The organism is Actinoplanes sp. NPDC051470, from assembly GCF_040682035.1.
Taxonomy (GTDB): Bacteria; Actinomycetota; Actinomycetes; order Mycobacteriales; family Micromonosporaceae; genus Actinoplanes.
The window spans coordinates 262,855-284,625 of record NZ_JBFBAA010000007.1; the positions used below are offsets into that span (position 1 = coordinate 262,855).

A 21,771-nucleotide genomic window follows, 5' to 3' on the forward strand; every position below is an offset into this window, starting at 1 on the left:
GCCGACCGGCTGGCCCAGATGTGCCGCCACCACGAGGTCGAGCTGGGGCTGGCCACCGACGGCCGGTTCTGGACCCTGGTCTGGGCGCCCCGCGGCGGCGCTACCACCATGGCGACGTTCGACACGGTCGCCTGGCCGGAGGCCGCCGAACGTGACGTGGTCCGGGCGTTCCGCTCGCTGCTGCACCGCCACCGCTTCTTCGCCGTCCCCGACGACGAGAAGCTGGTGCCGCTGCTGCGCAGAAGCCTGGACAACCAGGAGGAGATCACCGAGGCGCTCGGCGTCCAGGTCCGCCAGGCGGTGGAGCTGCTGGTCGCCGCGTTCGGCCGGATCGACGTGCGGGACCGGGCGCTGGGCGGGCGCGGCCTGCAGGATGTCGACGCGCACGAGGTCTACCGCGGTGCGGTCTCGGTGATGATGCGCATCGTCTTCCTGCTCTTCGCAGAGGAGCGCCGGCTGCTGCCGGCCGACACCGAGCTGTACGCGACGGCGTACTCGGCCGGACGGCTCTGCGCCGAGCTGGAGCAACGGGTCACCGAGGGCAGCGAGGAGGACCTGGAACACAGCACGGCCGCCTGGCAACGACTGATCGCATTGTTCAACGCGGTCTACTACGGCGTCGACCACCCACGGCTGACCATGCACGGCCATGACGGGTCACTCTTCGACCCGGCCGGGATGCCGTGGCTGCCGCTCAATGTGGACGACCGCACCGTGCTGCACATGCTGCGCGCCGTGCAGTTCGTCCAGATCGGACGCGGGGCGAAGACCTCGGAGCGGCGTACGGTCAGCTTCCGCACCCTGGACGTCGAGCAGATCGGCTACGTCTACGAGGGTCTGTTGTCGTTCGAAGGCTTCCGCGCCGACGAGGTCACGGTCGGCCTGATCGGCAAGGGCGGCCTGGAGGACGAGGTACGCCTCACCGACCTCGAAACTCTCGCCGCGCAGCACCTCGAAACATCCGATCTGGCGGCGGCGATCGCCGAGAAGTACAAGGACTCGAAGATCGGCTCTCCGGCGGCCGTGGCCAAACGGCTCTATGTGCTGCAAGGCATGGAGTTGGCGGAGGCTCGTAAGAAGCTGCTCGCGGTGACCGGCGGCGACTACGAACTCGCGCAGCGGCTGCTGCCCTTCTGCGGTCTGATTCGCACCGATCTGCGGGACCTGCCGGTGGTGGTGCTGCCCGGCGCGCTGTTCATCACCGAGTCGGCCCTACGCCGCAACAGCGGCACCCACTACACCCCCCGCAAGCTCGCCAAACGGATCGTGGACTACGCCCTGGAACCGCTGGTCCAGGTGGCGGAGACGCTGCCGGACGGCAGTGTCCAGCGGCGACCCAAGACGACGACGGAGATCCTGGCTCTCAAGGTCGCCGACATCGCGATGGGGTCGGCCGCGTTCCTGGTCGCCGCCGCCCGCTTCCTCGGCGAGAATCTGCTCGAAGCGGCCCTGCGAGAGAAACTGGACTGGACGCGCGACTATCGGACGCCCGACCAGGCCAGCGCGCCGGACGCCGACGAGGACCCGGTGGTCATCGAGGCTCGCCGGCAGATCATCGAGCACTGCCTGTACGGCGTCGATATCAACCCGATGGCCGTCGAGATGGCGAAGCTGTCACTGTGGCTGGTCTCGATGGATCCGCAGCGCCCGTTCACCTTCCTCGACGACCGGCTGGTGGCCGGCGACTCGCTGCTCGGCGTGGGCAACGTCGCGGCCCTGGCCGCCGACGCCGGGCGCGATCTGCGGCTGGATCGCGAACTGCAAGAGGCGAAACGTGTCCGCGTGCGGATCGGCGAACTGCCCGACACCCCGCAAGGGGTGCAGGACAAACGAGAACTCCTCGACCAGTCGCGGAGCCTGACCCGGCGGGCCGCCGACTACGCCGACCTGATCGCCGGAAGCTGGCTGGCCTCAGTGACCCGCGGCCAGGACTCGGTGGTCGTCGCGGAACGCACGGCCGAGCAAGCACAGCGATTCGGCCGGACCGGCGACGCCGAGCCACTGCTCGCGCGGGCACGATCCTGGCTGGCGCTCGACCTGCCGGCGGGCGCGTTCGAACGCCGACCTCTGCACTGGGCGGTGGAGTTCCCCGAGGTCTTCGAGGCGGGTGGATTCGACGCGATCATCGGCAATCCGCCGTTCCTCGGCGGGCAGAAGCTGACCGGCGCGCTGGGTACCGCCTACCGGGAGCACCTGGTGCATTCGCTGGGGCGTGGCGTGCGCGGCAGCGCGGATCTGGTCGCCTACTTCGTGCTCCGCGCACACCAGTTACTCAACCCGGCCGGGCGGACCGGCCTGATCGCCACGAACACGCTCGCTCAAGGCGACACCCGGGAGGTCGGCCTCGATCAGGTGATCGCGGGCGGGGCGACGCTGATCGGCGCGGTCAAAAGCGAACGCTGGCCGTCCCGCTCGGCGGCACTGGAGTTCTGCGCCATCTGGACCAGCCGTGGCCCGGCCGACCCGACGGCGCCGCGCCTGCTGAACGGCGTGCTGGTCGCGGCGATCACCCCCGCCCTCGATCCGGCCTCGCGGGCGACCGGAAATCCCCACCGCCTCGCGGCCAACACCGGCCTCGCATTTCAGGGGTCCATCGTGCTCGGCCTCGGTTTCACGATGTCGCCTGAGGAAGGGCTGCCCCTGATCGAGAAGGACGAGCGCAACCGCGAGGTGCTCCTTCCATATCTCAACGGCCAGGACCTGAACAGTCGCCCAGACCACTCGGGTAGCCGCTTGGTAATCAACTTCCACGACTGGCCCGAAAACCGAGCGCGCACCTACCCTGAATGCTACGACCAGATTATCCGATTGGTGAAACCCGAGAGGGAAGCGAATAAATACAGTAAAACTGCACGCGAGAGGTGGTGGCTTTTCGAGCGTTCGCGCCCTGAGTTGTACGCTGCTATCGCAGGGTTGAAGAGAGTCATTGCGATCACGCGGGTCAGCAAAACCGTGATGCCAGTGCTCGTGCCTACCGGGCAGGTATTCTCAGTCGATCTGAATGTCTTTGCAAAAAGTGACACAGCTATGCTGGCGTTGTTGTCAAGCTCGCCACACTATTGGTGGGCAGTCACACGCGCGTCGTCGATGAAAGCTGACCTTCGCTACACCCTGTCAGACGCGTTCGAGACGTTCGCGATGCCGACTCTAACCGAGCGGATGCGGGGACTGGGCAACCGCCTTGACCAGGAGCGACGCGACGTGATGCTCAGCCGGGCCACAGGGCTCACGGCCACCTGCAAGCTGATGTTCGATCCGGCTTGCCGTGACGCGGACATCGTGGGGCTGCGGGAGTTGCATAGGGAGATCGACGAGGCGGTGTGCGTCGCGTACGGGTGGGACGATCTGGTGGAGCAGGGGCTGGATCACGGATTTCATCCGGCTGGGGCGTACACCCGCTATACGGTCGGACCTGCCGTGCAGCGGGAGATCCTGGATCGGTTGCTGGAGCTCAACCAGGCCCGCTACGCCGAGGAAACGGCGAAAGGACTGCACCGCAAGAAGGCAGGCAAGGCCAAAGGCGGGACCCAGGCGAGCCTGTTCGAGGGGATGAGCTGATGGATCGGCGACTGCTCGAACTGAGCGTGGAGAACTCCCTCAGGCTGTGCCGGATCACGGTTCCGCTCGATCGGGTGGCCGGGGCTGCATACGACGTTGCCCGGGATCGGGTGCGAGCCGCCCTGCTCAGAGACACCGGTTCCCTGAGCGACCCGAAGAAGATCCTGATGCAGAAGGTCAGCGGGACGAACCGGCGCTATCGCGAGTCCGACGCCCCAGATGTGTTCGCTCAAGCGGTGACGTTGGGCTGCGTCGATCGTCCGAATGGCAGTAACCGTTCCTGGCAGCAACTCCGCACCGACGCCCTCGACTGCTGCCGCACTCACATCGGCCCACGGGGGAAGACTCGATGATGACTCCGGACGCGGAGGGTCTGTTTCCGCATCCCAAGGGCGAGCAGCAGGCGCTGGCACTGACCGGCGACCCGACGCAGCAGCCGGCCGTACCCGTCGGAGATCTTGATCTGCCCCAGGACTTCGCGGGCGCCTCGTCCTTTCAGGTGCGTGACGAGCTGGAGACGCTGGTCCGGCGTGATTTGCTCGGTCCGTGGGACGGCGAGGAGGAGGAGTTCGCGCCGCGGGCGATGGGGCCGCGCGAGCGTTACCTCGTCGGCATGCTCGGCCCGAAGCAGCGCGACAAGATGACAAGCACCGGTGATGCCGCCGAGGTGGCCGAGGTGGACGCGCCCGTGCAGGGCGATGGCAGCGACGGGGAACTCCCCGAGATCGTGTCACCGCAGAAGCTGGGCCGGATGTGGGCCTCGTCGATGGGTCTGTCGTTTGCGGTGCCCGGCGACGTCGACGTCCTCACGGTGCGGGCTGATTGGGGTCGATACGACCTACGCGAGACCGAGGACGACAAGGGCAAGCCGTCGCGCGTCTGGTACCGGAAGCCGGTGTTGTTCGCCCGGGAGGTGCGGCTCGACGAGGACGACACGTACCGGATTCCGCTGACCGGGCCCGACATCTACGCCCCCGGCGTGCAGTTAGCCGTGGATGTGCGGCTGCGTGCGGGACGCCGGGTCGTCCAGCTCGCACTGATCAACGCGCAGGTGGACGCCGAGAGCAACAAGGACACCAGCTGGTTGTTCCAGGCCGGGTTGACCGTGACGGCCCTGGACGGCGACGCCGCTGTCTTTCTGCCGATCAACGACCCGCTCGATGGTACGCACGGCTCGGTTGCCGATCTGGAGGAGACGCACCTGCGGCTTCTCTACCAGGCGCAGCGCCGCTACGCGTCCGGGCGCAACGTCGCCGTGCACCCGTCGGTCCGGGATGGGGAGCGCTGCGCGCACCGGCTGGAGACCACGTGGCTGCCGGTGTACAACGTGCCGGCCACCGTGGCCGAGGTAGGCGAGGGCAGCGGGCTCGCCGGCGTCGAGCTGTCCATGGACGCCCTCGCCACCGCCGGAATCGCCACACTCGCCGAAGGTCTGGCTCCGCTTGCCGACGGCTACTCCGCCTGGCTGACGGACGAGGCGGAGAAGATCCCCGAGCTTCCGGAGGAACTGCGCCCGGCGGCGCTGGAAGCGATCGAGACGGCGAAGAAGGCCGCGGGGCGGATCCGGGCCGGCATTACGTTGCTCACCGACCCGCGCCAGGCACGGCACGGCGAGGCGCTGCGGGCGTTCCGCTTCGCCAACAAGGCCATGGCGGATCAGCGCCGGCACAGCGAGATCGCCCGGCTCCGCGAGGAACGGTCATGCACGTACGCGGAAGCCAGCGCAGCCGTGCAGAAGAAGGGCGCCGCGGCAGCCTCCTGGCGTCCCTTCCAGCTCGCGTTCGTCATGCTCAACCTGCCGGCGATCACTGATCCGGCCCACGACGAGCGGTCCGCGAGCGCCAGCGCGACGGTCGACCTACTGTTCTTCCCGACCGGTGGCGGCAAGACGGAGGCGTACCTGGGGTTGACTGCGTTCACGTTCGCGATCCGGCGGCTGCAGGGTGTCGTCGGCTCCGGGACGGAAGCTCGCAGCGGTGCGGCCGGCGTCGCCGTGCTGATGCGCTACACGCTGCGGCTGCTCACCGCGCAACAGTTCCAGCGGGCCGCCACCCTGGTGTGCGCGGCCGAGGTGCTGCGGCGCGGCGACGAGCAGACGTGGGGTGCCGAGCCGTTCCGGATCGGGCTGTGGGTGGGCAGTAGTGTCTCGCCGAACTGGTTCGAGCAGGCGGCCGAGCAGATCGCCGAGGCGCGCGAGGCCGGCGACGGCAAGCGCACCAACGTTTTGCAGACGTTGAGCTGCCCGTGGTGCGGCTCGAAGCTGCAGGCGCAGCGTGACCTCGAACCGAAGGCGGACGAGCGGCGGATCTACCTCTACTGCCCCGAGGCGGAAGGGGCGGACGCCTGCCCGTTCGCCAAGACCGTCTCCCGCGAGGGCCTGCCGATCCTCACCGTCGACGAGGAGATCTACCGGTACGCCCCCAGCCTGGTCATCGCGACCGTCGACAAGTTCGCGCAGTTGCCCTGGCGGGGCTTCGCCGGGCTGCTCTTCGGCCGGGTCCGGGAGCGCTGCCCGCGGCACGGTTACCGGCACGACGACCTCGACGGTCGCGTCGGCTGCGGATCCCGGCACAACATGAAGGGCAGCCTGGAGGCGGTGGTCAGCCAACCCGTCATCCGGCTGCGCCCACCGGACCTGATCATTCAGGACGAGATGCATCTGATCTCCGGTGCGCTCGGAACCGTGGTCGGACTCTTCGAGTCGGCCGTGGATCAGCTGTGCACTTGGTCGCTGCCCGGTGGTGGCGAGGCCGGGCCGAAGATCGTCGCCTCCACCGCGACCACCAAGCGCGCCCGGGAGCAGGTGCTCGGCGTCTTCGGCCGGGACCTGGCCGTGTTCCCCCCGCCGGTGCTCGACATCACCGACACGTTCTTCAGCAGGCAGGTGCCGGTCAGCCGGGATAACCCGGGCCGTCGTTACCTCGGTGTGTGCGCTCACGGCGTACGGATGAAGTCCGCCCAGATCCGCGTCGCGGAGATCCTGCTGCTCGGCGGGCAGACGCTGTTCGACAGGTGCGGCAAGCCGGCCGACCCTTACATGACCACCGTCGGCTACTTCAGCTCGACCCGTGAGCTGGCCGGAATGCGGCGCATCCTGGACGACCAGATCGCCAACCGGGTGCGGTCACACGGCCGCCGCAAGGGTCTCTCCGATCGGCTGACCGGTGTGCAGATGCTCAACGTCCAGGAGCTGACCTCGCGCATCTCGTCCGGCGACATCAGCGAAGTGCTGAAACGCCTGGAAATCGGCTTCGCCCCGGAAATCGACACGTCGGCGCGCAACCGCGCCGTCCTCGATGACATGAGGGAGGCCATGAAGGCCCGGACCGGCTCCCATCCGAAACTGAACCTGCACCCGGTCACCGGCCATTTCTACCAGCGTCAGAACGACGGGCAGATCCCGATCGACACGGTGCTGGCCACCTCGATGCTGCAGGTCGGGGTGGACGTGTCGCGGTTCGGGCTGATGGTGGTGACCGGGCAGCCGAAGAACACGGCCGAGTACATCCAGGCATCGTCGCGGGTCGGCCGCGACCCCGCCCGGCCCGGCTTGGTGATCACGCTCTACAACTGGACGCGGCCACGGGACCTCGCCCACTACGAGGACTTCGAGTACTACCACGCCACGTTCTACCGGCAGGTCGAAGCACTGTCGGTCACCCCTTACACCCGGCGGGCGCTGGACCGAGGGACCACCGCGACGTTTGTCGCGGCCGTGCGCAACATCGTTGAACGTTTCTCTCGCAACACCGACGCGTACGACGTTCCGCTCTACGGTCCGGAGGTCGCCGCTGTCATCGACCGGATGAAGACTCGCGCTGAGACGGTCGGCGGCACCCGAGGCCGGGATTACCTGGTGGAACGCATCAATGTGATCCGTGATCTGTGGGAGGCGCGCAAGACCGGAGCGGTGCGGCTCGGCTATGAGGACGGCACCTACAAGCAGCAGCAGTTGACCGGTCTGCTCACGATGGCCGGCAGTGAGCGGTGGACCGATCTGACCGTCGGCATGTCCATGCGGGAGACCGAGAACGAGGTCAATCTGATCGTTCCGGCCGGTGAGAAGCTCTTCGATCCGCTCTACAACGCGCCGGAGTGGTCCTTCGGCCCGCCGCCCGACAGCGGCCCGGACGACAGCGGGCCGAACGACGACGACCGGCCGGCCGGCGACGAGATGGGCGAATCGACGCTGGCCGGGAAGGCGAACTGATGGCGGGCAAGCACTTCCGGCGGGTCGGTTCGGTGCGGCCCAGCCACCTCATGTACACCACCGGCGTCGGCGCCGTCGTCGACCTGCCCAACATGTCGGTGCTGGTGCGGGGTCTGGACGACTGGAACTACAGCGCGGTGCCGGACTGGGAGCCGATCGCCGAACCACGTCTGCTCGCCGCGACCCGCAAGCTGCTCGGCCATGACTCGATCAAGGAGCTGCGACCGGCACCGTGGATGGAGGGCGCGGACGTGCCCAACAGCCCTGCCTCCAAAGTGGGCGTGCCGATCACGCCGTTCCCCGGGTGGCTTCGATGCACCGCCTGCGACGAGTTGGCGCCGATCGAGGCTGGGGTCTTCGGTTTCGAGAACACCAAGGCGCGCAAGCCGCACGAGGCCCGCTTCTTCCACACCACGTGCCCGCGCAAGAAGTCCGGGCGCCGGCCGATGGCGGTCGCGGCCCGGTTCGTGCTCGCGTGCACGGCCGGTCATCTCGACGACTTCCCCTACGTGCACTACGTGCACCAGGGCGGCGCCTGTCCCAACGCCAGCCACCCGAAGCTGCGGATGGACGACCGGGGCGGCAACCTAGGCGCCAACGTCGAGATCAAATGCGTGGCGTGTACCTCCCGGCGCAACATGCGCGAGGTGCTCGGCCGCGGTGCGGACAAGCTCCCCCGCTGCCGGGGTCGCCGAGCACACCTCGGCGATTTCGAGCAGAAGGGATGCCCGGAGGAGCCGAAACTGCTGATCGTCGGCGCGTCCAACCAGTGGTTCGCGCAGACCCTGTCGGCGCTCGCCGTGCCCCGCACCGGGGAGGGCGAATTGCACGCGAAGGTGGAGCAGCACTGGTCGACCTTCGAGGGCTTGCCGGGTCAGGCCATGCTGCCGTGGGCGCGACAGAATGCCCCGGCCATGCGGGATTTCGAGAGGTGGACCGACGACCAGGTCTGGAAGGCGGTGGAGCGCTTCCGCGCCAAACCCGCCGAGGCCGGCGACACCAAGAGCTACCCGGACCTGTACACCGCCGAATGGCAAATCTTCGCCAGCGCCGATCTGCCCCGGCCGAACGACGACTTCACCCTGTTCCGCGACCCGAACGGCGTGCCCGGCCAGCTGAAGGAGATCTACGCCGACGTCATCCAGGCCGAGCGGTTGCGGGAGGTGCGCGCCCTGGTCGGCTTCACCCGGCTGGACGCCCCCGACCCCACCGACCCCGAACTGGTGAAGCGCGCGCCGCTATCCCGGGGCACGCCGAGCTGGGTGCCGGCCAGCGAGGTTCGCGGTGAGGGCATCTTCCTGCGCCTGCCCGAGGGCCTGCTGAGCGATTGGGAGCGGGCCGTACACGGCACCGCGGCGATGGAGGAGCATCGAGACGCGTACGCCAGGTTCCGCCGGAGCCGCTACTCGGGCCGGATCTCCGGGCCCTTCGACGAGATGCGCAACTGGCCCGGCGCCCGCTACTACGCCCTGCACACCCTTTCCCATCTGCTCATCCGCACCATCGCCCTGGAATGCGGGTACAGCTCAGCGAGCCTGTCGGAACGCATCTATTCCACCACCGAAGACGACCCGCAGCGCGCCGGCATCCTGATCTACACGGCCGTTCCCGACGCCGAGGGCACCCTCGGCGGACTCGTGTCCCTGGCCGAGCCGGACGAGTTGGTCCGGATCACCCGGCGAGCGCTGGTCGACGCCCGGCACTGCTCGTCCGATCCGCTCTGCGCCGAGCGGCTGCCGCACGAGCCGGAAGAGTTCCTGCACGGCGCGGCCTGCCACGTCTGCCTCTTCGTCTCTGAGACGACGTGCGAGCGCGGCAACCGATTCCTCGACCGGCGCTTCATCGTGCCGATCGACAACCCCAACCTGGCGCTCTTCCCCACCCTGCCGTGACCTGGTATCCGAGGTTCGAAACGGCAGCCGAGGCGGCGGCGCACCGGATCAGTCCGGTGCACCTGCGGCAACTCGCCGACCGCCTCGAGGCCAGCTCGCCTGACGAGGTCGCGGTGCAGGCGGTGCCGCTGCCGGGTTTCACCGAGGCGGCCACACCGCTGCTGGCGGCCCGCCAGTCCGACGGCGTGCCGCCCGAGCAGGCAGCAGCCTATCTGCGCGGGCTCGCGGCCGGGCGGCAGCAGGGGGCGGCTTCGGTGCAGGTCGAATCCGTGTGGAGTGGCCCGAAGACCCATCCGGTGCCGGTGCGTTCCACCGCCCAGGTACTCGTCGGACTGGTCGGCGCGGCGAAGCACGAGCTACTGCTGATGACGTACTCGGCACGGGAGCATCCGCCGCTCACGGCGGCATTACAGGCCGCGCTCGACCGTGGCGTCGCCGTCACGGCGGTGGTGGAGACTCTGCAAGGCGCTGCTGGCGCACTCGCCGGAAAGGAGCCGGCGGCAGCGTTCGCGGGCCTGATCGGCCTTCAAATCTGGCATTGGCCGATCGACAAGCGCACCGAAGAGTACGCAAGAATGCACGCGAAGACAGCGGTCGCTGACCGTGCGGTCCTGTTCGTGTCCAGCGCGAACCTCACCCAGTCCGGAGCCGACCGGAACATGGAGGCGGGACTGCTGGTCCGGGGCGGGACCGCGCCGCAGCGCGCCGCCGAGCACATCGCGGAGCTGTGCAGCCGTGGGGTGCTCGCCCGGCTGGCAAGCTGACGCGGGGAGGGGTCGTGCCGGTCCGCAAGCTCGGCGACGGACGCTACGAATTGGACAGCCCACTCGCCCGCGGTGGGATGGGCGAAGTCTGGCTGGGCCGCGACACCAAACTGGACCGGGAGATCGCGGTGAAGTTCATCCGGACGCCCAGCGGCGGCGCCCCGGAGCCGGAGCAGATCCGGCGCTTCGTCCGCGAGTCCCGGATCACTGCTCGTCTCCAGCATCCCGGGGTTCCCGCGGTGTACGACGGTGGCACCGACGAGCACGGCTGGCCGTTCCTGGTCATGCAGCGGGTGCCCGGCATCAGCATCGCCCACCTGATCTCCGAGCAGGGGCCGCTGCCGATCGGGTGGACGGCCGCCGTCGCCGCGCAGGTCTGCGCCGTTCTGGTCGCGGCACATGGCGAGTCGCTGATCCACCGCGACCTCAAGCCGAGCAACCTCATGCTCGAGCCGGACGGCTGCGTCAAGGTGCTCGACTTCGGGCTCGCCGTCGCCCCGACCCTGGCCGCGTTCTCCCGGATCACCATGACCAACCAGCCGGTCGGCAGCCCGCACTACATGGCACCTGAGCAGGTCGAGGCCAACCTGGCCGAACCGGCGACCGACCTGTACGCCCTGGGCTGCACCATCCACGAGATGCTCACCGGCGAGCCCGTGTTCAGCGGATCCACGTCGATCTCCGTGATGCTCAAGCAGGTCAAGGAGTCACCGCCGGCGCTGCGCACACTGCGCGCGGACATCCCCGAAGCGCTGGAAACCCTCGTCCTCGAACTGCTGGCGAAGAGGCCGGAAGACCGCCCGAGCAGCGCCGAGGCGGTCTACCAGCGCCTGCTGCCCCTCGCCCAAGACCTCGGCCCGATCGCCGGTGTCCTGCACGACCCGGCGAAAACCAGCCCGGTCCGGCAGTACGCCTCCGTGGTCAGCCGGGTCTTCACCCACCGTGCCGAAGCAGCCGCTCGGGACGCCGGGCCGAGCACGCCGCCCACCGAGCCCTCAGCAAGGCTGAAGCCTCCGCCGGTGGACCGGGCCGCCTCAGCGGCCGGCCCGCAGGCGGCGATGCTGCGCGCACTACTCCGCAAAGCACACGAAGAAGCGGAGAAACTGGTCCGGCAGTCCCGCTTCAAGCAGGCGGCAGATGCGCTCGGCGAAGTCACCCGCCGCGCAGAAGCGACTTTCGGCGCCACCGACGCGGACGTGCTCCGGGCCCGCCACGACCTCGCGGCGGCCTTGTTCGACGGCGGCGACTACCGGCAGGCTGCTCCGCTGTACCGGGCATTCGCCCCGGATCTCGCCGGCTCGGCCTGGGCCGAGCTGCGCTACGACTGCAGACTCAAGGAGGCGACCTGCTACGCGTTGATCGGCCGCACCCCGGATGCGTTGCGGCATCTGGGTGAATTGCTCGCCGACCAGCGGGCAGCGGCCGGCGACGACGATCCGCGGACCCTTGAGCTCCGCAAGCAGATCGGCCTGCTGCTGCTTGGGGCCGGCCGCCGGGCCGAAGCCCAGCAGACCCTGACCAGCCTGCTCGACGATCTGCGCCGGTTGCCCGGTACGGCAGGGCCAGACCCCTCGGAGGTTGCCGGCCTGCTCACCTCGGTCGGCCTGATCGCCGATGATGCGGGGTCAACCGACCCGGCGTATGGCCTGGCCGCACCGGTCGACGACGCATGGTCCGTGGTCCTGCACCACGCCGACGATCCCGAGATCAGGCGGTTGCTCCGGCCGTTGGCAGCTCGCGGACTGCCCGTACCGGTGGTCGGCTACGAACTGGGTGACGAGGGATGGCCGGCCGAGGTCGCCTGGCCAGACGCACGAATCGCCATCCTGTGGGCAGATCCGCCCGACGATCCGGAAACAAGCCGCCGAGACCGTGCATACGCGGCTTGCGGCTGGGACGCACGTACCGCCGCCCGCTGGACTGCGGACGGCCTGGCGGAACGGATCACCGAATGACTGCGGTGGTGAAGCTCCAGGTCCTGGAACGCGCCGAGAAAGAGATCATGAAGCTGTCCCGGACGGACATCGGCGCGGTCTACGAGTTCATGCACAAGTTCCGCGCCAACCCCGACCAACCGGGACTCGACCTCAAATCACTCCGAGGCGACACCCGATTGATGGCGGCCCGCGTCAAGCGGGACTTGCGGGCACTGATGCTGCACATCGGGGAACGGGACTACCTGCTGGTCGGCGTGGAGCATCGCAGCGCCGTCTACGCCGACCTGGACCGGTACGCGTACCGGATCAACCGAATCACCGGCGGCATCGAGGTGATGGACCTGCACCCGATCGACACGCAACCGGTCGGCGACAGCATCGTCGGCCGAGCACTCGCCGATCAGCCGGAGCAGACGGCGCTGTTCGCCGCCCACACCGACGCACAACTGGTCGAGCTAGGCGTCGCCGAGCCGCTCCTCCCCCTGATCCGGCAACTGACCAGCGAAGACGAACTACTCGAATTGGTCGATCGGGCACCGCAGCTGACGGTTGACGTGCTCTTCGCCCTGTTCGACGGCAAGTCCGAACAGGAGGTGCTGGAACAGGTGACGCAGCCGGTTCAGGCGACCGAGGTGGTCGACATCGACGACTTCGAAGCTGCGGTACGGCGACCCGCGACGCCGGTGACCACCGATGACGAGGCGCTCAACTTCATGCTGGCCGAGTCGTTCGAACGGTGGCAGATCTTCCTGCACCCGACGCAGCGGCGACTGGTGGAACGCCGCTACAGCGGCCCGGCCCGAGTCGGCGGCGGCCCTGGTACCGGCAAGACGATCGTGGCGTTGCACCGGGTCGCTCATCTGGTCGAGAACCTGGCCCCGGGCGACGACAAGGCGGTCCTGCTGACCACCTTCAACCGCAATCTGGCGGCCGATCTGCGTACCCGTCTGGTGGCCCTGGCGGGCGAAAAGGTCCTCGCCCGCGTCGACGTGGTCAACATCGATCGGGTAGCCGCCCGGGTGGTCGCAGAAGGCGACCCGGCCGCACCCAAACGCAAGGTCGACGACAACCAGGCCCCGCAGCTGTGGCGGAAATTTCTGGCCGCCGAGGTCCCCGAGACCGAATGGGACGCCGACTTCCTGGCCGCGGAGTGGGAGCAGGTCATCCTCGGGCAGGCGCTGTCCACCCGGGCCGACTACTCCCGGGCGCGTCGGCCTTACCGCGGGCGAAACCTCAACCGGGTGGAACGCAACCAGGTATGGGAGCTGGCCGAACGGTTCACCCGCTGGCTCACCGCCCAAGACCTGACCACGTGGCGGCAGGTCGCGGTGCGGGCCGCCGCCCTACAAGGCGCGCAGGCCGCAGCCGGAGAGTTCCGTTACCAGCACGTCGTGGTGGACGAGGCTCAGGACCTGAGCGCCGCGCACTGGCGGATGCTGCGCGCCATGGTCCCGGCCGGCTCCGACGACATGTTCCTCACCGGCGACACCCACCAGCGCATCTACGACAACCAGGTCACCCTGGGCAGCCTTGGCATCAACATCCGGGGCCGGTCGTCACGGCTGACCCTGAGCTACCGCACCACCCGGCAGATTCTCGCCGCTGCCCTGGAGATCATGAGCGGGGAGGTTTACGACGACCTCGACGGCGGTTCCGAGGACCTGGCCGGCTACCGCTCCCTGCTGCGCGGGGCGCGGCCTCGCTTCTACGGTGCCTCAGATTGGGCGGCGGAACTTAACCTCATCGCGGAGCAGTTGGCCGACTGGAGTATGCCGCAGGACGGCTCCGTAGCGGTCAGCCTGCCGACCCGGGAGCTGGCCAACGAGGTGATCACGCGGCTGACCGCCGACGGCATCGCCACGGTCGAGATCGGTCCGGACGGCCCGAAGCGGGCCGACGGTGTGCACGTCGGCACCATGCACCGATTCAAGGGCCTCGAATACCAAAAGGTGATCATCGCTGGGGTGACGGACGGCTTCGTGCCGCGTCACATGATCAATCGCTACCGGGACAGCGACCCGAAGAGATTCCAGCGCGAGCGGCAGCGGGACCGGTCTCTGTTGTTCGTGGCTGCCACCCGGGCCCGTGACGAGCTGGCGATCTTCTGGCACGGTTCACCCAGCCCGTTCCTCACCGATCGCCAGATCCAGGCCGGAACTCCGGAGCGCCCATGAGCCACGACATGAAGCAGCTCACCAACCACTTCAACGCCTACATCCACGAAGGAATCCCACCGCTGCGGAAACTGGGCTACAACCCTACCCAGTTCCTCGAGATGGTCCAGACTGCTGGCGACGCGGTGCAGGCCACGAAGCGGCTACTGGCCAGCCCGCGACACACCTCGTACGGGTTCCAGCGGCTTTACACGCTTGGGCGGTTGGTGGACAGTGTCGAGTTCGCTGCGCTTCTGCCGTGGTTCGAGCCGCTGTTCACGGCCGACGAGCGCGAGAAGGCTCGGACCCGGCTGATCCTGCACGAATTTCCGGTAGACGCGAAGCTGCGGACCGCGACGGCAACGCCACCCGGCTGGGTCGAGGAGGACGGGTAGCCGACGCTACGTTGAACGTCGGTCGCGCGCGATGGAACTCTTGGCTCACCAGCGTAGATAGGAAAGGAACCCTCCGTGCAGGCGTTCACCCGGAGCCCCGCTGAGATCTTCGGCTATGACATCCGCTACGTGATTCCGCTGTTCCAGCGTCCGTACGTGTGGGACATGGAGTTGCAGTGGGCACCGCTGTGGGCCGACGTTCGCACGGTCGTGGAGAACATACTGACCGCTCCGGTCGGTTACCTGGGCCCGCAGGTCTCGCCGCACTTCCTCGGCGCCATCGTGCTCGATCAGCCACTCGTGCCGACCGGCTATATCGCGGTGCGGAACGTCATCGACGGGCAGCAACGCCTGACCACCCTTCAGCTGCTGCTCGACGCCGCACAATGGGTCGCTCAGCAGCATGGCTCGCCGAGGGACGCGCAGGCCTTGCGGGCACTGGTCCAGAACAACCCCGAGATAGCCCAACTGAGCTGGGAGATCTTCAAGGTCTGGCCGACGGATCGTGACCAGGCCGCATTCGAAGCGGCGATGAACGACGACCAAGAAGTGCCACCAGAGCTGATTGCCAGCCGGATCGCGCAGGCCCACGCGTTCTTCGTCCGGGAGATCGAAACCTGGGCGACAGCGCCGGACGGTCCGGCTGACTCGGTGGCAAGAATCAGGACGCTCGCGCAGACCCTGCGCGACCATCTCAAGCTCGTCGTGATCGATCTGGAGCCGGGCGACAACGCTCAGGTCATCTTCGAGACGCTCAACCATCGCGGGGCGCCGCTGCTGGCCGCCGACCTGATCAAGAATTTCGTGTTCCAGCTCGCCGGAGCACACGGCTCCGACGTCGTCGCCCTATATCGAACGCGTTGGCAGGAGCTCGACGGCGACTACTGGCGGGCGCGGGTTGCCCGCGGCCGGCAGTACGTGCCACGCGTCGACATCTTCGTCAACCACTGGATGGTCGCCCGGTTCCGCAAGGAGATACAGGCCGACCGCATCTTCACCGCGTTCCGGGACGAGGTGCTCACCGGCAAGCTGGAGATCGAGCCGCTGTTGGCCGACCTCGCGGCGGGGGCGAAGACCTTTGCCACCCTCGACAGCTGGCCGGCCGATTCAGCCGTGGGCCGGTTCCGCTACCGGGCGCTGCAGGCTTTGGACTCAGCGGTTGTCACGCCCCTGCTGCTGTGGTTGCTGCAGTGGTCCGAAAAGGACTTGCCGGCCCAGCAGCGGGACAAGGCGCTGGCGAGCTTCGAGAGTTGGCTGGTGCGGCGTGTGTTGTGCCGGCTCACCGCCAAGGACATCAACCGGCTGGTGCTGGACCTATTGCGGGAGCTGAGCGCCGCCGGACCGGCCCATGCCGGTGACGTGGTCGAGGAGTACCTGGCCGCCCAGACCGCCGATTCCCGGGTGTGGCCCGCCGACGAAGTCGTCCGGGCGGCCCTGGAGACCGAGCCGATTTACAAGGCGCTGCTGCGGGCACGGCTGCGCATGGTGCTGGAGGCTGTCGAAGACCACCGCCGGACCAGCAAGAGCGAGGAGGCTTCCTGCCCACGCGGACTGACCGTGGAGCACATCCTGCCGCAGGCGTGGCGCGAGCACTGGTCGGCCGACATCGCCACGGAAAGCGATGCCGCCGAACGTGACAGTCTCCTGCACACGCTGGGGAATCTGACGCTGGTCACCAACCGGCTCAACCCGGCGCTGTCCAACCGGCCCTGGACTGATGAACAGGCCGTCGAGCGCGGCCTAGGCTCGACCGGCAAACGCACCGAGCTGGCCAAGCACAGCACTCTGAAGCTCAACGCCGACCTGATCCACGGTGCCGTGACGGGATGGGATCATGACCTCGTGCGGGCTCGTACGGCTGAACTCACCCAGATGGTGCTGGAGATTTGGCCTGCGCCGCGCGACCTCGCACCAGCGCTCGTACCAGCCCAGCAGGACCCAATGCCGTCCGGCGACGAGCCCTCCGCGGACGGCAAGTACCAGCCGCTCACCCAGTGGCTGCTCGCCCAGACCGTCGACGAGCTTCCGATTACCTTCGATGACTTGGAAGACGTACTCGGATCTCCGCTGACGGCGTCTGCACGTCGGCACCCGCCGTATTGGTACTCGCCTACGAACTCGCTGGGGAAGTCCATTGCAGCCGCTGGCTTCAAGGCGACTGGGGTGAACCTCACTGCGGAAAGGCTTGTTCTACGGCGTCGATGAGGTTGGTATCTCCGATCCTTCGCCCAGCCTGAGCTGGCGCGGAAGCCGCTCAGCCGCGCGACGGCGGTCTTCGGCGTGTCTGGCCTGGTTGAGCTCCAACAGCCGGTCGAGAATCTCCTGTCGCGCAGCCGGGCCGACGGTGTATCGCATCCCTTGGCGGGTGTCGTGGAAGTCGTGGTCCAACGCCAGGTCAGCCCAGCCGTAGGCACTTATCACCGCACGGTCGATGTCCGCGTGAATATCGCGGAGTTCGGCAACGTCCTCGTCGTGACAACCCTTGTCGTGCACCATGTTGTACGTCCCGGTCAGTCCCGCGTGCCGAGCGAGCATCATCTCCCGCCGCAACGTATCCAGACGATCGCCGAGCCGCCGCAGCTCGGCGGTCAGCTCCGGCCGGGCGAGGGTCTCGAACACATCGGACGAGGTATAACGCAGATCCCCTCTCATCGACGATGCACGGGTAACGGCCCACCAGTAGTGCGGCGAACTGGAGAGCAACGCCAGCAGGGCCGTGTCCTCCGACGCGAACACAACAACCATCTCGCTGATGACCTGCCCGGTCGGCACCATCACCGGCATCACCGTCTTGCTGACCCGCGTGATCACGACCACCCGGTCCAGCCCTACGATCGTCCTGTAGAGGTTGGGTGCCTGTTCGGCGAACTGCCACCAACGTTCTCGGCGCACCTTGCGGTTGTTGCGGTCGCGTTCGGGTTTGACCAGGCGGACGACCTGGTCGTAGCAGTCGGGGTAGGTGCGGGCTCGGTCTTCGGACCAGTCGTGGAAGTTTATGACGTACCGGCTGCCGGAGCAGTCCGGGCGGCTGTTCAGGTCCTGACCGTTGAGATAGGGAAAGAGCACCTCGCGGTTACGCTCGTCCTTCTCGATCAGCGCCAGTCCCTCCTCCGGAGACATCGTGAACCCCAGCCCCAAAACGTAGGAACCGATGAACGACAGGCCGGAGTTGGCGGCGAGACGGTGTGCGGATCCAGTCACCCGCGAGCGGACGTCGAGTGACGGCGTGATCCCGGGTACCCGGGATCCGTCCAGCTCGATCACGGTGTCCGAAGCAGGCAGGCGCCGATCGGTGTTCACCATGCAGACCTGGAGACTCGCCGACGAAGTGGGCCACTGGCGACTCTTGGTGGCCCGGCGGATGGTGACTCCCTGGTCGGTGAGGCGATCAAGACTGACCTGGCGGCTGTCGCCCTGCCACAGCGTGTTGGTGGCGATCAGCCCAGTGACGCCGTCGGTGTTCACCAAGTCATGGCTGCGCATCACGAAATAGGCGACCAGGTCGGCGCTGCCCCGTACCCCGCCGCCCGACCAGCGCACCAGGAGTTCGCGGTACCGTCGACCGAGCGCACCGGTCAGTCCCTGGCCGCCGAGATAGGGCTGGTTGCCGACGACACCGTCGAAGCCGCCCTTGTCGAAGATGTCGGCGAAGACGAGCGGCCAGTGCAGCGGCACCCGCGGCGCCCCGCCGTCCGGTAGATCAACCGAGAGCCAGCGATCCGCCAACTCCCGGGCCTGGTCGACCGCGCCGGGAATGTCCGCCGTGATTCTGCGGGCCAGCTCCGCGACAGCGACCACGTCCTCGTCCATCTCATGCTCCGGCCGACCCGCGTTCTTGAGCATGGCTCCGGAGATCAGGTCAGCGATCAAAGTGGCAGAGCTGGTCCGGGAGAGAACCCCCCGCCACTTTCCAGACTTCTCCATCACGCTCGCCAGGCTGTCGTCAGGTTGCGCTGCCAGCTCCCGGCGTGTTTTGACCAGGTCGGCGACCATGTCCCGAACGCCACGACTGGGATCCCCCAGCCATCTCCCGCGCAGTCGCCGACCGGCGGATTCGTCGAAGTGCAGTTCCCTGAGCTGACCCAGCGCGTGAATGCCGATCATCGAGTCGCCCACCACGATGTGGTGGTCCAGGAAATTGAACGGCTTCGCCGGATCCATCGCGATCAACCACAGGCTCAAACGGGCGATCTCGGTAGCCATCGGGTTGATGTCGGCCCCGAACAGGCAACGCTCGATGATCATGCGGCGGGCCCGGACGGTCAGCGGGTCTGCCTCCACATCGTCAGGTGGCCCGTCGCGGCGAGCGGCATCCACTAGTTTGACTGCCGTTCGGTCGCCTTCCTCTGCCCACGCTTCCACCAAGCGTTGCGCGAGATAGCGGCACGCCGCGACGAGGAACGCTCCTGAACCGACCGCGATGTCGGCGATGCGTAGATCGAGCAGCTCCGCGCTGGGCCGTACCCGCCAGCGCGATCGGCCGGATGTTTCCCGAGGACCCGGCTGGTACGCCAAGTCGCTCAGAGCACCGTCCACCACTTCGCTGGCAAAGCCCGGAGGAGTGTAGTGCGCGCCGGTGTTCGCGCGATCTTGCGACGCGGTCATGTAAAGGGCACCGGGCGCAATGACGAGCGGTAGGCCGCGTAGATCCCGGCGCAGAATGCCCAAGTAAGGAATTATTCGGGCGGTAAGTTCGCGGTCACCGCCTGCCGCAGCGTAGAGAAGTGAGGTCGACTCAGCGCGGGCCTCCTCCGACACAGTCAGCCGGCGTGCAAGACTCCTGGACGATGTATCGGTCTTCTTGCCGAACAGACTGATGAGCGTCTCAGCTCGTTCCAGCGAGGTACCCCCCGATCGATCATGGCGCTCCAGGTCGGCCAAGGGGACCTCCGTCGCCGTTCCTTGGCCCCACTCGATGCCAAGCATTATCTCGGCGGAACGTCGAGCGTCGTACGCCAACAGCGACTCGTAGACGTGTCCGATCTGCTCGACGCCGAGCGCCCGGAAGGACAGCCGACGCAGCTCGCGGCCGAGCATGACGTATCGGATTGCCTTCAGCAGATGAAGCACGGTGCGGTCGTCGATCCAAACGTCCGCCAGCCACGGATGCGTAGCCGGATCGAACATCGGCCCGTCGTACGTCGGCAGCACGAGTCGGTCATGAGTCACTCCCGAATGGATCGCCTCACTGAGGGCAAGCAGTTGCAGCCATGCGCTCCGGGAGTGTTCGAGGTCCTGCTCGCTGGCCTCTTGACTGCGGAGCTCCAAGCGTTCAGCCAGGTGCCGGACCGAGTAGGAGGCGGCGTATAGATCGTTGTCCGCTGGGAGTAGCCGGCGTTCCTCGGCATAGAGGAGGAAAACCACCCGGATGACCATCGTGACCGCCGCGCGGTACACATCGTGGCTTCGAGCAGCGGCGAGGCCGGGGCGATTCTGCTCGAGAGCCTGCAGGTCGTGCCAGCTCATGGCGCGGACCAGCATTTCCACCGCTCGACGGACCTGCGCACCGAGGACACCCGTGACCTCGGCCTGCCGTTGCAGGCTTTCCCGCAGCAGCTCCGGCAGCCGGTCACCGTCGGGCACCCCGAAGAATCGCCGACGTTCCAAGAGCGAGTAGAACGCCCGAACTACCGGGCGTTCGGAAACCTCCGGCCAGGTCGCCGTATCAAAGATCGCCGTCGAAGTGACCGACTGTGGCGGTGCTGCTACCAGGGCAAACCAGCGGCCGTCGGTAACCAAACCGAGCGTCACATGGTGCTGTCGGCACAGTCGAGCCATCCGATCCACCGGCGTCGCGGGCCACGCATCGTTCTTCGGCCGCGTACCTGGATGCTGGCCCGGAGTCAGCATCATCCCCAGCAGCTGGGGTGCGGCAGTCCCCGGCTCAACCAGCACGAAGTCCGGCTCGACTGACGTACCGTGCTCGGGAACGTCGATGCGGAGATGGTCGAGTCCATTGGTGCGGAGCTGCTCGCCCCAGCCGCAGAACCCTCGCAACAGGAACTCGACCCATGGGCCGGGGTGGTGGTCGCCGCCTATCCGAGCGGCCTTCATCTTCGGCCACCACACTGGATCGACTGCTTCGAGAGTCGGCCACACCCTGTTCAGCACCGGAAGTGCGAGAAACGGCCCCGAGATGCCGACCAGCGCAAGCCAATCCTGGTGATCCTCGCCGGAATCCTTACGCGTGCGCATGTTGCGGCTCATGGGCGGACCCCTCGCCTGATTAAAACCGGCATGAGGGATGCAGATGCCTTCGACGGTTCGCGGCCGTCATCAGACAACAGGCAACACCGCACGCCGAACATCGACATTACTAATTGCACATCCACGATGACTCTTAGCGATGTCGCTAACGGGATAGTGCCTTAGATCGACCACCATCCACAAGGCCAAGTCGCAAGTCAGCCCGTCCGATCCGGCACGCACGGCCCCAATCGGGCTGACGGTGGCCGCCACATTGGCTAGAGAAACGGCCCGCTGGCAAGATGGAAGATCCACTGAGGTCGACAGCCATGCCGGGCGTACAGGCGCCGGTTCCGGGCCGGTGGCTTCGAGGTGGGCCGGCGTGCTGGCGGCATCAAGGTGTCAGCGTGGTGGTGGACAAGAAGGGCACTGCCGAGGCAGCAGTGTTGCTCGTCGGGATGCACAGCGAGTACGGCCACATATTTGTGCGGCTGGTTCTACGCCACGACATCGGGATAGACGGTTCGGGCGAGAAACGGCAGCCAGGCCCGTACCGGATGGGTGGTCGGCTTGGTGGCGAGGCGGTCCAGGATCGTGTGGGCGAGCGCGTCGACCGGTGTTGCGAAGTCAGTCACCACGACCTTGCCGGTGTGCAGGATGATCAACCGATACCATC

General features: G+C 67.5%; 11 protein-coding genes. 9 read left to right on the top strand and 2 right to left on the bottom strand.

All coding sequences use genetic code 11. The annotated features are described in order from the left end of the window. Positions 1 to 18: 18 nt before the first annotated feature. From AB0M54_RS15765 to AB0M54_RS15805, 9 genes are all read left to right on the top strand, one after another. A complete protein-coding gene (locus AB0M54_RS15765) occupies positions 19 to 3,558 on the top strand; it encodes a type IIL restriction-modification enzyme MmeI (RefSeq protein WP_364471725.1) in 3,540 nt (1,179 codons plus the stop codon). Beyond that, positions 3,558 to 3,911 carry a hypothetical protein gene (locus tag AB0M54_RS15770; RefSeq protein WP_364471728.1) on the top strand — a complete coding sequence of 118 codons (354 nt, stop codon included), beginning with the start codon at positions 3,558 to 3,560 and terminating at the stop codon, positions 3,909 to 3,911. The genes AB0M54_RS15765 and AB0M54_RS15770 overlap by 1 nt, the downstream gene beginning before the upstream one ends. Further along, positions 3,908 to 7,768 (top strand): DISARM system helicase DrmA, encoded by a 3,861-nt coding sequence (gene drmA, locus AB0M54_RS15775; RefSeq protein WP_364471731.1) that lies wholly within the window; start codon positions 3,908 to 3,910, stop codon positions 7,766 to 7,768. The genes AB0M54_RS15770 and drmA overlap by 4 nt, the downstream gene beginning before the upstream one ends. Continuing rightward, a complete protein-coding gene (locus AB0M54_RS15780) occupies positions 7,768 to 9,660 on the top strand; it encodes a DUF1998 domain-containing protein (RefSeq protein WP_364471734.1) in 1,893 nt (630 codons plus the stop codon). The genes drmA and AB0M54_RS15780 overlap by 1 nt, the downstream gene beginning before the upstream one ends. Continuing rightward, positions 9,657 to 10,424, top strand: coding sequence for a DISARM system phospholipase D-like protein DrmC (gene drmC, locus AB0M54_RS15785; protein WP_364471737.1), 768 nt, complete (start codon positions 9,657 to 9,659; stop codon positions 10,422 to 10,424). The genes AB0M54_RS15780 and drmC overlap by 4 nt, the downstream gene beginning before the upstream one ends. A gap of 14 nt (positions 10,425 to 10,438) precedes the next feature. Next, positions 10,439 to 12,379 (top strand): serine/threonine-protein kinase, encoded by a 1,941-nt coding sequence (locus AB0M54_RS15790; RefSeq protein ID WP_364471740.1) that lies wholly within the window; start codon positions 10,439 to 10,441, stop codon positions 12,377 to 12,379. Next, positions 12,376 to 14,535, top strand: coding sequence for a UvrD-helicase domain-containing protein (locus AB0M54_RS15795; protein ID WP_364471743.1), 2,160 nt, complete (start codon positions 12,376 to 12,378; stop codon positions 14,533 to 14,535). Before AB0M54_RS15790 ends, AB0M54_RS15795 begins: the two co-directional genes overlap by 4 nt. After that, a complete protein-coding gene (locus AB0M54_RS15800; RefSeq protein ID WP_364471746.1) occupies positions 14,532 to 14,909 on the top strand; it encodes a hypothetical protein in 378 nt (125 codons plus the stop codon). Before AB0M54_RS15795 ends, AB0M54_RS15800 begins: the two co-directional genes overlap by 4 nt. Positions 14,910 to 14,984: 75 nt before the next feature. Further along, positions 14,985 to 17,114: a DUF262 domain-containing HNH endonuclease family protein gene (locus AB0M54_RS15805; RefSeq protein ID WP_364471750.1), complete on the top strand. Its 2,130-nt coding sequence runs from the start codon at positions 14,985 to 14,987 to the stop codon at positions 17,112 to 17,114. Here AB0M54_RS15805 and AB0M54_RS15810 read toward each other — a convergent pair. Both AB0M54_RS15810 and AB0M54_RS15815 read right to left on the bottom strand, forming a co-directional pair. Beyond that, a complete protein-coding gene (locus AB0M54_RS15810) occupies positions 17,100 to 21,116 on the bottom strand; it encodes a type IIL restriction-modification enzyme MmeI (protein WP_364471753.1) in 4,017 nt (1,338 codons plus the stop codon). The two genes, AB0M54_RS15805 and AB0M54_RS15810, sit on opposite strands and share 15 nt — an antisense overlap. Positions 21,117 to 21,592: 476 nt before the next feature. Next, positions 21,593 to 21,760, bottom strand: a complete 168-nt coding sequence (locus AB0M54_RS15815; protein ID WP_364471756.1) for a hypothetical protein — start codon at positions 21,758 to 21,760, stop codon at positions 21,593 to 21,595. Between the last annotated feature and the right edge of the window lie 11 nt (positions 21,761 to 21,771).